The following is a 13,626-nucleotide window of genomic DNA, read 5'->3' as shown; positions in this document are numbered from 1 at the left end:
TACATAAAAACTCCTCCGTATGCTGATATCCTGGTTGGCGAACCAAAGATATTTAAGCACCACGGAAGAGTTTTTTTAATACCACGCTGAAAGCTTTCCTGAACCCTAGGCCTAGCCTAGGGTTTTCTTTTCCATAATAAAAGGATGGAACCATTAAGGTCCCATCCTACTTTTTACTTGATTTATTAGAATTTAGAGTGATAGTTTTCAATTTCCCAAGCGTGAACAGAGATGCGGTAACTATCCCATTCTGCTTTTTTCATTGCTACATATTCTCCATATACGTGCTCTCCTAATGCTTTCGCGCCAAAATTGCTCGCTTCTAATTCAACAACAGCTTCTTTTAAGCTTCCAGGAAGATTTTCAATTCCTAAAAGAGCTCTTCTCTCATCTGTCATATGGAAGATGTCTTCGTTAATTGGAGCCGGTGCTTCTAGTTGTTTTTCAATTCCGTCTAACCCTGCTGCAGCAATTACAGCAAACGTTAAGTACGGATTTGCCGATGGATCTGGACAACGTAATTCTACACGAGTCGCAAGACCTTTCTTTGCTGGAATACGGATAAGCGCTGAACGGTTAGATGCAGACCAAGCAAGGTAACAAGGTGCTTCATACCCTGGTACTAGACGCTTGTAAGAGTTTACTAGCGGATTTGTTACAGCTGCAAAGCTCTTTACGTTTTCAAGTACTCCTGCAATGAAATGATATGCTTTCTTAGATAATTGTAACTCATCAGATGGATCAAAGAAGGCATTTTCGCTTCCTTCAAAGAATGACATATTCACGTGCATCCCCGAGCCGTTGATTCCGAATGCTGGCTTAGGCATGAATGTTGCATGTAATCCAAATTTCTGAGCAACGGTCTTTACTACCCATTTATATGTAGTAGACAAATCTGCTGCTGTTAACGCATCTGCATACTTGAAGTTAATTTCATGCTGTCCTTCTGCAACCTCATGGTGAGAAGCTTCAATTGTAAAGCCCATTGCCTTTAAAGCACGGTAGATCTCTAAACGAACGCGTTCTCCAAGATCGTGTGGAGATGGCTCGAAATAGCCAGCTTTATCACTTAGTTCTTGAGTTGCGTAGCCATTTTCATCTGTTTTGAATAAGAAAAACTCTAGTTCAGGTCCCACTGAAATCGTATATCCGCTTTCAGCAGCACGCTCAACCGTTCTCTTTAAAACATTTCTTGTATCTCCATCAAATGGTGTTCCGTCTGGGTTTTTTACAGAGCATAAAAATCTAGCTTCCGCATACCCCTCTTCAACTGACCAAGGAAGTACAGCAAATGTTGTTAAATCTGGTTGTAAGTAAAGGTCCGACTTATTAATAGGGGAGAACCCTTTAACAGAAGATCCGTCAAACATCATTTTCCCTTCTACTACATCCTCTAATTGCTCTACTGTAACTGTTACATGCTTTAAGATTCCTTCAATATCAACGAATTGTAAGTGCAATAGTTCTACACTTTTTTCTTTTATCGTTTCTTTAATTTGATCCAAAGTTGATGTTTCTAATTCTACTAGAGTTTTAGTCATGTTAGATAATCCCCCATCATTATGTTATATTATATGACATTCATTAAAATGTATTATAATAGATGTTTCATATTTCGACAACTTCTTTTTTAAATTTTTTGATAACTTTTTTTCTTTGCACTATTCTACTTTAAAAACCTAAGACAATAAAAAATACCATGTAAGCATTTACATGGTATTTATCTAGCCATATGTGGAATCCTTGCCCTACCTAGAGCTCAGATTTCAATTTTTTCACGTGTTCTGGGATCTTATTTTCTCGACTGCAATTGTTACAGTAATACTGCTTCACCTTTTCATCACACAGATATGTCTTTAACGCAAATTCCGGAATTCTTTGAGGTACTCCACAATGCTGGCAGAAGAATAAATATTCACTCTTTTTCATGGACCTCACTCCCATTCAATCATTATTGGTTTTCAACGAATTAGATACTACTATGTGTATGAGGTCTAGGCTTGTAAAACTACATCTTTTTTCGTCTGCATAGATAGTATACTCTCTCCTTCTATTATACTCCTGAAATCGTTTTCTTGCATGGTTCATATATCATGAACTAGACTGCTTTTGCATGTTTTGAATGGGAAAAAGAACGTGATAATATGGAGTAAGAAGCAACTTTCGTGGAGGTAAACATGAAGAAACAAATCAAAGTCGTGGCTGCTATTATTGAAAACGAACAGGAAGAGATTTTATGTGCCCTCCGCTCACCAACGATGACGATGCCAAATATGTGGGAGTTTCCTGGTGGAAAGGTTGAAGAGAACGAGGATTTGCATTCAGCCATCAAGCGAGAGGTTCACGAAGAACTAGGCTGTCTCATTGAACCCGATGAACTACATAACGAGCATATTCATGAGTACGAAACGTTTATCATTCAATTGATCGCGATTAAGTGTCGTTTGGTTGATGGGACCCCGATGCCGAGTGAACATTCGAAGCTTCTTTGGCTAAAACGTGACCTTTTGTTTTCCCTAGTTTGGGCACCTGCTGATATTCCTGCGGTGGAGCTGTTAACGAAGGAATGGACGTAGAAGTGATAGGTTGGGAAAGAGCAGATCACTCTTCCCCAGCTAATCAAAGCTTTAATTGATACCCGTACATAGAAAGTGAAGATTCTCAACGTTCGAAACGCACTAGGTTTGCTTTAATTCACCTATTCCTTTTTTGAAAACAAGGCAGCAAGCGTAGAGGAATTGAATCCTTTCACAATGAGCCATACGGCTAAAATCATTTCATTTGCTGCTACTGGCAGTGCCAACATCCCACCCCAAACAGACACTTGTTCAATGACCCCAAACATGACTAGCAAAGCACAAACAAACACAAGAGTTGCCCCTGTCATACCTAAGATAGGAATAAACCTCGGTACGAGCTTGGTTTTATAAAATATATAACTGTACATCATCGTATTGATACCAAGCATGAAATTGGGGCCGAGCATAAATGTCCATTCATGGATGGCTTTTAATACGGTGCCTGACGTATGAAATGATGCTGCATCTGAGGCTCCAGCTGCAACAAATTCCTGACTTAAGGTCAGAAGGGACAGCACACTGATGACACCAATCGTTATAACAATCGCTTCAAGAAACCGAAAACAAACATGCCATAGAGCGATTGTTTCGTTATATCTTCTTAATATAGGAAACATCGTTGTTGCTGTACCAATCGCAGAAACGACAAGAATTAATTCCATTAGCGCTCCCAATATGATTTGGTTGGCATGTTTAGAGCCATTCATCAAGTAATCCGAACCGTTAAGAATTGGATCGTATAAAATTACGCCCGCTACCGCCGATACGGCTGCAAGAATAAACAGTACACCCACTATTTTGGCTGCTTTTTTGTTTGACTTCATTTATTTATCCCCTTCTGTTAATAAATTGACAAACGGTAAAGCAAAAACAATTTTAAAACTTACTGTGTTGGGTCATCTCCATAAAAGAATACTTCTTCCAACGGTAAGTGAAAGGCGTGAGCAATGCGAAAAGCGAGTTCAAGAGATGGGGAGTAGTTTCCCTTTTCGAGAGCCACGATGGTTTGTCTTGTTACGCCCACCTTGTCAGCTAATTGCTGCTGGGTCATTTCATTATGATTGAATCGTAATTTTCGAATGTGATTGCCGACAAGATTTTTACTCATTTTAGACTCCTCTCCGATAGTGATAAAGTTTCGTAGCCGACCCGGTCACATCGGAAATAAAGCCGGAAATGATCAAGATCATGAACATTACATGCAACGGCTGGTAGATGATCAGTGATCCCATGGCAAGAAGAAAGCCGACGACAAACACAAAAAACGAGTTTCGGAACGCTTTCAGGTCGATTAACTTATCCAATTCATCCGCGAAATTTGGTTCCTTTTCTCTGGTTGTCATTCTAAAGACGATGTTAAATATAATGCTAATTACGATGTGCGCGACGATTGATACAACAGTCAAGATGAGGACGAAGCTACCCCAAAAACGAAAGGCTTCGGGAGACTCTAGCCCTCCTCCAGGATACTGAGGGTACATATACAAACAATAAAACCCAAAGATGAGAATAGCACTAATCAACGATACGATGCTTTTCTTTTCTTGATACGTCATAATTAACCTCCCTTGTATATTTACTTTTACATAATGTAAAACCTTATATACACAATGTATAATAAACTATACATTACGTCAAGAATATTTTACCAAAAAAAGACCAGACACTGCCCAGTTAGACAGTGTCCGGTCCAAGTATTTAATTAAGATTCAAAAAATCGTACTAAAATAGGGATGCTAGAAGATACCCCGTATTCATAACGAAAGCTTTCGATCTTTTTGTATTAAATAATAAGAACGCCGTAATTACATTTGCCTTCCAAAAATTCAATCTCTTATTCAGCTCTTGTAGTATGACTCCCCTAAAAACAATTTCATCAGCGAGACCTGCCATTAGAAAAGTATTCTGATAATCATCAAAAGATAAAGAGAAATGAATGGATGCATCCTCAAAGATAGAAGGTTCTAATAATAAACAGTTACTTCTCAGATAGATAAGAACAACAATAATCTACAACCGAATGAACTTTTAATAAAAAGCTTTCGTTTGCAGGTACATAAAACACACCATTATTTTCGATGGACTCCCATTCCTGTCCCTGTAATTTATATTCAAGCACTCCTGCTTGAATATCCATCTCCTCTTTTTGAGATGTGGAAAATTCATATTCACCTGGAAGCATGATTCCTAACGTTTTTCGGGTCCCATCTGGAAAAATAACCGTTCTACTCGTTACCTTTCCATCAAAGTAAATGTTGGCTTTTGAATTGATTGTGACATTTGTAAATTCAGACATGGACTCCATCCTCTCCCTTTTCTGTCCTTATTTAATCATAAAAACTTCCAATGGGAAACAAAAAGTTGTGAGATCTGGGGCCTAGGATCTGGCAATCTATCGAACTCTTTTGATTTAAAAAATGATTGATTATTATACTTAATTGCCTGTAATTTGCCCTTTTCTAAAAATAACGGCTGACCATGACTTTGGACTTAACAGAGAGCTAATACCTGTAATTTAATACAAATTATTATCCTTTGGCATTGTTTTACTAAAGCCCACAAAACATAATACTCCAATAATTTTTAGAATACTATTAGCGATTAAAGAATTCTCAACAGTAGTTGATACTAATAAACCTCCTACTAACAATAGAAATAAACCAAATAAGGTTTTCATCATTTCTCCAATCTTATTATCAATCTAATGCGGGATGTCCTATAGCTTCATCAATATGACCGAACAGGTGAAATAAGATGTAAATAAAAGGGATTACCGATAGGCTCAATTAAAATTGGTCTCATTGAACCACCGAAACTTAATTTAACTTCCTCTTCTTTTATTTCTTTTAAGGCATCAACCAAAAAACTTCCATCTAACGAAATGCTTAAATCGGTTTCACCCTCGATCATTGTTATTGTTTGTGTTGCTTCTATTCTCCCTATTTCTGTTGAGTTAGAAGAAATTTTTATCACCATGCCTTCCTTGATTTCTAAATTCACGTTGTTATTTCTCCATTCACTTGCAAAAATACAAGCTCTTTCAATCCCCTTTAATAATTGAGATGTATTAAGTGAGATGATCGTCTTTGCTTCTTTAGGTAACAAACCTGAAATGTTAGGAAAATGGCCCTCAATTAGCCTTGAATAAAGGGAAAAAGTGTTTGATTGAAACACGATATAGTTATCGGATAAATAAATTTGTATGTCAGAAGATTCATTATTTATAAGTTTGATGAGCTCATTTAAACTTGTACTCGGAACAACGAAGGAACCCATTATATCAGTCTCAATGACTAGTTTCCTTAACGCTAACCTGTGTGAATTTGTAGCGATAAAAGATAGATTATTTTCAATTAATACCAAATTAACTCCTGTAAGAACAGGTCTTGAATCACTCTTGGAGACTGTGAATGTAGTTTGTTTAATTAATTGTATGAGTTCAGCACTGCGGATTTTAATGTAATTAGTTTCAGTAATTTGAGGAAGTAGTGGATACTCATCAGAACGAAATCCATTTAACTTGGTCACAGTTTCGCCAGATTGGATGGTAACCAACTGTTTCTTGTTTACTTTTAAATGGATATCGGTTGGTAACTTTTTTGCAATTTCACTTAAAAACTTAGCGGATAAAACAACACTACCTGTTTCGGTTACTTCCAACACCTTTTTATCATCTATAATTAAAGGTATTTTCTTTTCAATAACTATATCAGCATTGCTTCCGATAAGAATTAAGTTATTATGATTTGCAACTATCTTTATTCCTGACAAAATAGGCAAAAGTGTTTTAGAAGATACAATCTTACTAACATCTGAAATTGCTTTATTAAAATATTCATTGTTTATAACAAATTCCATAAAGTAAGCACCTCGTATAATATCGATTAGTACTAATTCGTCAAAATACCTTAATTTCCCTTTTTAGCAGTTTACTATATTACATTTGATTTCAAAAAAATAAGCATTGATCCTACCTGAATCAATGCTCTTTAAAAGTACAATTCTTGATATTAACCCCGTTAAGTTTGTTCCCCATATTTTTCAATCCTTGTCATCCCCGATCTTTCCAACATAATCGATGAGGAAGTGTAGAATTATCAGTGGGACGATTGAGCCTAATCCGATATATAAAATGGAGAAAACCAAGCCGAATAGTGAGGTTTTGATGACATTGACGAATCCTTGATACGTATGAGCCAATCCAAACATGACACCAGACAAAATGATCGTCAGCCATAAAGAATGGCTAGGAAACATCTGTGTTAGAGCAATGAGAAGAAAACCACGATAGATGACCTCTTCTGTTATTCCTGCTGTCCATGACACATACGTCCATAGCCTTTTGTCCTCTTTGGATACCGGCATGATATCCTTGAAAGCTGACTTATCAAACTCCTCTTTTTTCACTCTAGCAATTTCAGTTCTCATTTTTTGACTAACCTTTGCCCCAACCAAGTAATATATTAAACCTATACAATAGATTCCTACTAAACCAAACGCAGTATATGTTACCAACGGTCCCAAGGTTTCCATGTTAATTGAAATACCCTTTAACCCAATTTCCTGAAAAGTAAGTGGGCCAAGTGCAGTAACCATCAAAATGGCAATGGTCGGAAGCCAAAGACCTAGCATTACTTTTTTATAGTACTTGATTCTTTCCTTCGAGTCTTTCTGGACCTTTCTCTTAAACTTTTGATAATCAAAGTACCCATAAACTGGTTCATAAAGGACAAGAAACAGAAAGATAATCCAGTAGAAAATGCTCATTCTGTTTTCCTCCGTTGATTCACTAACTCATAAAAGGCACGCTCATCATCAACCGTCAAAAAGATTCGTTGAATGGTTTTGCTTTTATTAGTCATTGGTTTGGATAAAACGATTTCAAAAGTAGGTTCATCAAATCCTAGTAGCGAGAGATCGAGTACATCTTTGTTTTTACGATTATTTTCAAAGTTGATTTTTCCACTTTTTATATTCGATATGTTCGAAAGCTGGATCCGTATGGGTGGTCGAATGCCTATTTTTATGGTGAGTTCGTCATTTTCTAAAACAATGGGGTTCTTTGTGACAGCTCGTAAATCAAGGATGAGAAACAAAATAGTTGAGACTGATAAAAACAAATGAATCCAGTGAGCAATAGGGCTCCATTTATATAGTAAAAATGATACCCCCACCGTTTCTACCACACAGACACAAACCATCGCGATGATAAAACCTTTGTAACCAGATTTTTTATGATACGTAAATTGCTGATTAGCAACTGCTGTCTCCATTACGCTTCCCCTCCGTTTACAACGATTTGGTGGAGCTTTTTCAAGATTTCGTGGTATTTGATAATGTCTTCTTCTGGAAGCTGAAGAAAATATTTCTCTAATACCCTTTCATCAATCGCGGTCATCTCGTTAAAAAATACTTCTCCCTTTTCGTCGAGTAACACAAACACCTCTCGTCGGTTGTCCTTATTCACCTCGCGTTTCACATACTTCTTTTTCTCTAGCTTTTGAATGAACTGACTGGCTGCACTTGGCGTTCCGTTAATGATATCAGCTACTTCGTTCATCGTAATGCGTTGCTTTTTATCTAAAATACTTAAAACCAATGATTGCTTCTGGGATAACTCATTTTCGTCGAGCAGCTTTTTATACTCATTGATAAAAACAAACTTGATGTCTTCGGAATATCGATTGGCCTCAATTAACATTTCCTTTAGGTCCATAGGAGTCACCTTCTATATTTAGTTTGATTAATAGTTTAGTAATTTTAACTATTAAGTATACTTAAAAATTATACCAAATACTCCCTAAAATCTATAAAAATGGAAAAGTTTACAACAAAAAAACTGAGGACCATTAGGCATCAGTTTTCAGAATGCATTCTTCTTATTATCGATTCCTGAGTTCTTGCTTTAAAGGCAACAGCTGTTCAGTCTCAAATAAATATTTTAATAGACTGTCATAGTCATCCGTTTGAAACACCAGTTCTTCATTGTTAAACAGAAATATTGAAGGTTGCTTGATCGATGAAAGTGACTTTTTTATGGTAATTTCATCGATTAAATTTAAATCTTCTTTTTGCGGATTCTTAAATGGTTTGCTAAATGCAGCATCCCCCACGACTAAGAGGGAGAACTTATCTTCTTTAATTGACAACCAGTCTTTTCTCAAAAGAATCTCATCCGACTCCTCTAGAACCTCGACTTTTTCAACGATTTGCTGATAGGGTAGCTCCTTGCTCACATTGGCCACATCCAGTTGGACCTTTTGCCCCACCCGAATGGACGTATCCTGAAGATAATAAGGGTAGTCATCTACAAAGACAAACTCAAAATCCCGGTCCACTTTGGTTACGATGCCTTCGATGGTCTCTCTGCTAATATATGTATTTTCTTTTATATACTGCATTAAGGCTTCTTCAGAGTCCGTTCGAAACACTTCTTTTTCTTGATCAAAAAGGAAATACATCGGAGCGTTTTCAATCTGAAGCTCCGGATAAAAGTTCTTTGCCATTTCTATATTAACACCTTTATATTCCATTAAAAAATGAGGATTTTCATTGAAAATTTGTTGATTGACGTAATGAACGTCTGAGTCCCCCTGGTAAACACTGAGCAAGGAATGAAATCCTTTATTTATAGGTAGAAACTCTTTTTCAGGGAGGTTTTCTTTAACGTTTATTGGGACGATATATTCTGCCCGTTTCCCATTTTTCCAGAAAGCCTTTAATGAAAGAGTCAGGACGCTCGGATAATTTCCTAAAAAAGCACCATAATCTTCATTGAATAGAAATGGAATTGGGTAGGTTACCTTTCCGCTTGGGGCGTATGTGCCTCTAGCAATGTATAAAGGTTCCTTTCCCTCGGGAAATTCAATATGAAGTTGCTCTCTGTACTCTACACTTTTAAAATTTACATCTTCTAGGTCTGCAAACTCCTTTTTTACCACTCCGTCATTCCAGGAATAAGAACCTAAAAACACTTCTGTCTGTTGTTCCCCTAAAGAAACGACAGGAAATGGTGGCTTCTCTTCCTTATACACTTTTTTTTGGTCAAAATAAAACATGACCATTGTGGAAATGATTATTCCGAACAACAAAAAAAGAGTCTTTTTATATCCTAGCTTTCTCTTATTTTGTATTTCCAACCTCAGTCCTCCTTAAGGTGAAGCTGTATACTCCTCTTTTAGGAGTCCGTATTGAGCCAAATCGTAGTATTCACCAAATCGGGATACATGCTGTCTGAGGGTTCCCTCATAGGTGAGACCGATTTTCTCCATGATTCTCCAAGAGCCTGGGTTAGTGGTAAATGCCTGCGCATAGATTCGGTTGAGCTTCAGTTTTTCAAAACCAAAGTGAACTAGTGCTTTTGCAGCTTCGGTACCGTAGCCTTGTCCCCAGTAAGGCTTTCCGACCCAATACCCAAGCTCCCCACGGTTAAAGGTTGAATTTACCTTTATACTGACCATTCCTATAAGATCATCGCTTTCTTTTTTTGTGATCGCGTAGGTGGCAAGTTGTCCCTTGTTCTCAGATTCTAGTACACTATGAATAAAAACAACAGCAGAGCCCTCTGGATAAGGATGGGGAATGTTCAGTGTAGTTTTCGCCACATCATAGTCCCCAGCTAATTCTTTGATTCGTTTGGCATCTGTTGTTCCGAGCTTTCTTAAAATTAATCTCTCCGTTGATAACGTCATTACAGTCACTCCTCTTAATCAAATTGTGTCCATAGCACCCAGCGAAATAGCTATCCATAAACAAAAGGAAGAATAAAAGCAATAATTACACCAACGGCAACGGAGGAAGAAAATACCGGCAATGAGTACTGGCATACGCGTCCTCCTATCATTCTTCTCCTATCTAAATTTTACCATTTGTCCCCTTTAAATAACATGTTGTATCGTATATTGAATCGATTATTTTTTCTGATTCCATTATAATTAACGAAGGAACCATGTAACGATATCAAAGGAATTTATATAGAGAGGTCATTTTTTATGAAGGAACTTCAGTCTTACGCAAAACAGTTTCAAAAAGAGATGAATTGGGAGATTAACGAAGAAAATTATCAACTGACCAAATCATCATTGCTTAACAATTATATGTTGTTAACCACAGAAGTATCAGAAGTGGCCGAAGAACTCCGAAAAGCGTTCAATCAAACACATGCGCTTGTGAATCAGGGAATGGAAGAGGACGAAGCATTTAAGATAGCGAAGAAGGACATAAAAGAAGACATAGGAAAAGAAATGGCTGATTGCTTAGCCTACATATGTAAAATAGCGAATTATTTTGACATTGATCTGGAAGAGAGCTTTTATACCAAGATGGATGAGGTTAGTAAGAGGAAGAATAAAGATATAATAGTTAACAATGAAAGGTAAAAGCGAAGCCACCCGGTATTTTAAGGGTGGCTAACATCATTTATTGACCAAACCAAGCTCCATAATACCGACTAAAAGCAACCGCAAAATCACCTCTTGTCACCTTTTGATGTGGCGAAAAACTCGCCTCTATCGTTGGTGTAAGATCATAAGGACCTTGTTTTACTTGAAACATAGTATTTAATATATTTAAGTCTAGCGCTACCTGAACATACCCTTTCCTATTCGCAGGGATTTTGTCACTATCGGTTACAGGTACTCGTTCCTCTTTGTAGAGAACGGTGACCTCACCTGTATGAGCCTTCGCTTCTTTCTCTAACCCTAATGCTTGCACCAATGAAAAAGCCAAATCAAGCTTTGAGACCTCTCCATTTGGGTTAAATTGGTTCATAGAATTCACCTGCATGACCCCACTATTGGTAAATCCACGGTCTCGGAGGGCAGCCCCTCTTCCTACAACTGCCTGGACAAACGGAAGGCTCTCACCAGTCACATCACTAACTGAACTTGATAGATTTTGTCGGACTCCCGCTCCCATCACGAGTGAACGTGCTAGCTCATGTCGTACCAAATATTGATTTGGCTTAAAGCTTCCGTCTTTATATCCATCTATTAGTCTCTCGCTTACAGCCATTTTAATTGCGTCTGCAGCTGGGTGTCCTTCTATATCAGATAACCCGGAAAAGCCACTCACCTTTGAAAAAGCCAATGTCCCCTTCACGATCTCTGGTAAAGCCACTCCAACCGGGTTGATTTCGTCTCCCCTTAGCCCCCGAATTTCCGCTTTCCACTCCCCCTTTACTGGGGAGGGAACGGAAACTGCGCGATCATAGGAAAGAGGAAATAAAAGACTAACACCGGAGCTATATTCGGTTCCATCAGGTGAAATTAACACGAGATTAATAGGGTTCCCTGTCTGGCTTAATAGTCCTTCCCCGTTAATCTTTCCCGCTAATTGAGTAATTCCTTCTTCTACTTGAAAGGTATAATGGTTCGAACCCAATGTGACAGGATTATAATTGACTTCAAATGGTTGTCTTTCTGTGTCTGCTTCCACGTAACTATGAAACGTTTGGTTGGCATTAACCGTACTTCCATAGGTATTCCCAAACATAACTTGATCAATAGCTGCATAGGCATTCACATAGCCTGCACCTACTTCCCATGTCTCGTATCCAGGCATGTTAGTCGCTGTATCCTGTAAAACCTGTTTTATTTCATCTGGTGAAAGGGATGGATCGGCCTCTAATAACAGTGCTACAATACCAGCTACATGAGGTGTGGCCATGGATGTCCCGCTCATTGTTGTATAAAAAGGTAAGTATGCAGGTTCAATCGTTTCTGCATCTGCTGTCGCCCCAAGCGAAGAAACCGGTGCTAATACACGAGTAGAGATAATATCCACTCCAGGAGCAGTGATCGTTGGGCGGTCCTCCCAAGTCCATGTTTTTCCGTCCAATTCAAACGTTCCCCCAACATCCTTTGTTCCTCTGGAAGAGAAATCGGCTAGCTTTCCATCTTTTTCTCCCGCTGCCACGGAGATGACCCATGGAGCTTTTGCATAAGGGTTATGCGTATTTTCTCCAGGCCCTTCATTTCCTGCTGCAAATAAGACCGTGATTCCTCTATCATAGGCCGCCTTACTCGCTAGATTGATTGGATCGTTCGGGTCAAAGTCTCCGGACGACCCCCAAGAGTTCGTGATCACACGAATATTGTACTCAGTTTGGTGAGTAATCGCATAATCAAATCCGCCAATTCCATCAAGGACGAAGAGTGCTGCTCCTGATCCATAACCAATTAAGTCAGCTCCTGGTGCGACTCCCTCATACTTCCCACCTGAGCTTGCACCTGTTCCACCTACCGTACCAGCTACATGGGTCCCGTGACCAGAATTCGTATCTGTGTTAATCACGTTTTCTACATAACTAATTGGTAACAAGGTTGGGGCTAAGCTGTTTAGATTCGTACTCCCCATCACGTTCTGCACCAAATTTTTTCCAAACTCATGATCCTTATGTGTTCCATCAACTCCACTATCATTAACGACCACACCAATATCTTTTCCTGATAAAGGAAGGCCACCATTTGCCTTTCTCATCGCATCATCGGTTCTCGCCTTATCCACGCCTGTTAATTCGGTTGCATCATAGTTGAAGTATTCTAGTTTACGATTTAAGTAAAGTGACTTTACCCCTTCTTTACTAGCCAGTTGTTGAATTTGTTCCTTTGTAGCCAGAACACCTACAATAGGAAGCGACTTCATGGATACGCCCGTAGTAATTCCTAACCCCTTTAATAGGTTCAGCTGTGTGTCCGTTGGGGCACCGTTTCCATCGAATGTAACGATCACCTGTAACTTTCCAGTCGCCTCCTGAAGAGCATCTGCTAAATGAATGTCTAGTTTCACATTGGTAGACGCAGCAGTCTTCAAGCCTGGAGTTCCACTGAAAAAGATTCCTACGATGAATAGGAAAGAGATAAAAATAGACCATGCTTTCTTCATACAAGCCAACCTCCTTTGTTTTATCCTTCTTTTTTATTATCTGGGATTCCGTAGTCTTCTCCTATTCAGCAAAGGATATAATGTAGTTGGCTAAAGGTACTATCTTTTTATAAAACTAAAGTTATAGATGGGTTGCAGATAAAAAAACTCCTACATGGGTAGG

At 38.4% G+C, this 13,626-nt stretch carries 16 protein-coding genes; 2 read left to right on the top strand and 14 right to left on the bottom strand.

What is annotated here, in order from left to right:
- Positions 1–185: 185 nt before the first annotated feature.
- Both glnA and BKO01S_RS24330 read right to left on the bottom strand, forming a co-directional pair.
- On the bottom strand, positions 186–1,541 hold the full coding sequence (glnA, locus tag BKO01S_RS09010; protein WP_066052015.1) for a type I glutamate--ammonia ligase: 1,356 nt from the start codon (positions 1,539–1,541) through the stop codon (positions 186–188).
- Positions 1,542–1,752: 211 nt separating this feature from the next.
- Complete coding sequence (locus BKO01S_RS24330; protein WP_157077339.1) at positions 1,753–1,929, bottom strand: hypothetical protein; 177 nt, start codon at positions 1,927–1,929, stop codon at positions 1,753–1,755.
- Between the two features lie 248 nt (positions 1,930–2,177).
- Between BKO01S_RS24330 and BKO01S_RS09005 the strand changes: the two genes are divergently transcribed.
- Positions 2,178–2,576: a (deoxy)nucleoside triphosphate pyrophosphohydrolase gene (locus BKO01S_RS09005; RefSeq protein ID WP_066052012.1), complete on the top strand. Its 399-nt coding sequence runs from the start codon at positions 2,178–2,180 to the stop codon at positions 2,574–2,576.
- Between the two features lie 122 nt (positions 2,577–2,698).
- Here BKO01S_RS09005 and BKO01S_RS09000 read toward each other — a convergent pair whose 3' ends face one another.
- From BKO01S_RS09000 to BKO01S_RS08955, 11 genes are all read right to left on the bottom strand, one after another.
- On the bottom strand, positions 2,699–3,403 hold the full coding sequence (locus tag BKO01S_RS09000; protein WP_066052009.1) for a DUF4386 domain-containing protein: 705 nt from the start codon (positions 3,401–3,403) through the stop codon (positions 2,699–2,701).
- Positions 3,404–3,462: 59 nt separating this feature from the next.
- The gene (locus BKO01S_RS08995) at positions 3,463–3,687 is read right to left on the bottom strand and encodes a helix-turn-helix transcriptional regulator (RefSeq protein ID WP_066052006.1); all 225 of its coding nucleotides are present in this window, start codon (positions 3,685–3,687) and stop codon (positions 3,463–3,465) included.
- Position 3,688: 1 nt separating this feature from the next.
- Positions 3,689–4,135 carry a hypothetical protein gene (locus tag BKO01S_RS08990; RefSeq protein ID WP_066052003.1) on the bottom strand — a complete coding sequence of 149 codons (447 nt, stop codon included), beginning with the start codon at positions 4,133–4,135 and terminating at the stop codon, positions 3,689–3,691.
- A 166-nt stretch (positions 4,136–4,301) separates the two neighbouring features.
- The gene (locus BKO01S_RS23880; protein ID WP_084362019.1) at positions 4,302–4,472 is read right to left on the bottom strand and encodes a CPBP family intramembrane glutamic endopeptidase; all 171 of its coding nucleotides are present in this window, start codon (positions 4,470–4,472) and stop codon (positions 4,302–4,304) included.
- 85 nt (positions 4,473–4,557) lie between these two features.
- Positions 4,558–4,875, bottom strand: a complete 318-nt coding sequence (gene ppnP / locus BKO01S_RS08985) for a pyrimidine/purine nucleoside phosphorylase (protein WP_066052000.1) — start codon at positions 4,873–4,875, stop codon at positions 4,558–4,560.
- Positions 4,876–5,306: 431 nt separating this feature from the next.
- Positions 5,307–6,437 (bottom strand): DNA polymerase III subunit beta, encoded by a 1,131-nt coding sequence (gene dnaN / locus BKO01S_RS08980; protein WP_066051997.1) that lies wholly within the window; start codon positions 6,435–6,437, stop codon positions 5,307–5,309.
- Between the two features lie 183 nt (positions 6,438–6,620).
- Positions 6,621–7,346 (bottom strand): CPBP family intramembrane glutamic endopeptidase, encoded by a 726-nt coding sequence (locus tag BKO01S_RS08975; RefSeq protein ID WP_066051994.1) that lies wholly within the window; start codon positions 7,344–7,346, stop codon positions 6,621–6,623.
- Entirely contained in the window at positions 7,343–7,852 is a 510-nt protein-coding gene (locus BKO01S_RS08970; protein WP_066051992.1) for a hypothetical protein, read from the bottom strand. The genes BKO01S_RS08975 and BKO01S_RS08970 overlap by 4 nt, the downstream gene beginning before the upstream one ends.
- Positions 7,852–8,295 carry a MarR family winged helix-turn-helix transcriptional regulator gene (locus BKO01S_RS08965; RefSeq protein ID WP_066051990.1) on the bottom strand — a complete coding sequence of 148 codons (444 nt, stop codon included), beginning with the start codon at positions 8,293–8,295 and terminating at the stop codon, positions 7,852–7,854. The genes BKO01S_RS08970 and BKO01S_RS08965 overlap by 1 nt, the downstream gene beginning before the upstream one ends.
- Positions 8,296–8,461: 166 nt before the next feature.
- A complete protein-coding gene (locus BKO01S_RS08960) occupies positions 8,462–9,718 on the bottom strand; it encodes a hypothetical protein (protein ID WP_066051985.1) in 1,257 nt (418 codons plus the stop codon).
- A 12-nt stretch (positions 9,719–9,730) separates the two neighbouring features.
- Positions 9,731–10,270: a GNAT family N-acetyltransferase gene (locus BKO01S_RS08955; protein WP_066051982.1), complete on the bottom strand. Its 540-nt coding sequence runs from the start codon at positions 10,268–10,270 to the stop codon at positions 9,731–9,733.
- Positions 10,271–10,570: 300 nt separating this feature from the next.
- Here BKO01S_RS08955 and BKO01S_RS08950 point away from each other — a divergent pair, with 300 nt between their 5' ends.
- The gene (locus tag BKO01S_RS08950) at positions 10,571–10,957 is read left to right on the top strand and encodes a MazG nucleotide pyrophosphohydrolase domain-containing protein (RefSeq protein ID WP_066051978.1); all 387 of its coding nucleotides are present in this window, start codon (positions 10,571–10,573) and stop codon (positions 10,955–10,957) included.
- A 40-nt stretch (positions 10,958–10,997) separates the two neighbouring features.
- On the opposite strand, the gene BKO01S_RS08945 is transcribed toward BKO01S_RS08950, so the two are convergent.
- Positions 10,998–13,463, bottom strand: a complete 2,466-nt coding sequence (locus BKO01S_RS08945) for a S8 family serine peptidase (RefSeq protein ID WP_066051975.1) — start codon at positions 13,461–13,463, stop codon at positions 10,998–11,000.
- Positions 13,464–13,626: the final 163 nt, after the last annotated feature.

Source organism: Robertmurraya korlensis NBRC 107688 (genome assembly GCF_001591645.1).
Taxonomy (GTDB): Bacteria; Bacillota; Bacilli; order Bacillales; family Cytobacillaceae; genus Robertmurraya_A.
This window is presented reverse-complemented; position numbering and strand designations above follow the sequence as displayed.

Bases quoted from the DNA above. Each gene is read 5' to 3' on its own strand.
- glnA (WP_066052015.1), bottom strand. From the start codon at position 1,541: ATGACTAAAACTCTAGTAGAATTAGAAACATCAACTTTGGATCAAATT.
- BKO01S_RS24330 (WP_157077339.1), bottom strand. From the start codon at position 1,929: ATGAAAAAGAGTGAATATTTATTCTTCTGCCAGCATTGTGGAGTACCT.
- BKO01S_RS09005 (WP_066052012.1), top strand. From the start codon at position 2,178: ATGAAGAAACAAATCAAAGTCGTGGCTGCTATTATTGAAAACGAACAG.
- BKO01S_RS09000 (WP_066052009.1), bottom strand. From the start codon at position 3,403: ATGAAGTCAAACAAAAAAGCAGCCAAAATAGTGGGTGTACTGTTTATT.
- BKO01S_RS08995 (WP_066052006.1), bottom strand. From the start codon at position 3,687: ATGAGTAAAAATCTTGTCGGCAATCACATTCGAAAATTACGATTCAAT.
- BKO01S_RS08990 (WP_066052003.1), bottom strand. From the start codon at position 4,135: ATGACGTATCAAGAAAAGAAAAGCATCGTATCGTTGATTAGTGCTATT.
- BKO01S_RS23880 (WP_084362019.1), bottom strand. From the start codon at position 4,472: ATGGCAGGTCTCGCTGATGAAATTGTTTTTAGGGGAGTCATACTACAA.
- ppnP (WP_066052000.1), bottom strand. From the start codon at position 4,875: ATGTCTGAATTTACAAATGTCACAATCAATTCAAAAGCCAACATTTAC.
- dnaN (WP_066051997.1), bottom strand. From the start codon at position 6,437: ATGGAATTTGTTATAAACAATGAATATTTTAATAAAGCAATTTCAGAT.
- BKO01S_RS08975 (WP_066051994.1), bottom strand. From the start codon at position 7,346: ATGAGCATTTTCTACTGGATTATCTTTCTGTTTCTTGTCCTTTATGAA.
- BKO01S_RS08970 (WP_066051992.1), bottom strand. From the start codon at position 7,852: ATGGAGACAGCAGTTGCTAATCAGCAATTTACGTATCATAAAAAATCT.
- BKO01S_RS08965 (WP_066051990.1), bottom strand. From the start codon at position 8,295: ATGGACCTAAAGGAAATGTTAATTGAGGCCAATCGATATTCCGAAGAC.
- BKO01S_RS08955 (WP_066051982.1), bottom strand. From the start codon at position 10,270: ATGACGTTATCAACGGAGAGATTAATTTTAAGAAAGCTCGGAACAACA.
- BKO01S_RS08950 (WP_066051978.1), top strand. From the start codon at position 10,571: ATGAAGGAACTTCAGTCTTACGCAAAACAGTTTCAAAAAGAGATGAAT.
- BKO01S_RS08945 (WP_066051975.1), bottom strand. From the start codon at position 13,463: ATGAAGAAAGCATGGTCTATTTTTATCTCTTTCCTATTCATCGTAGGA.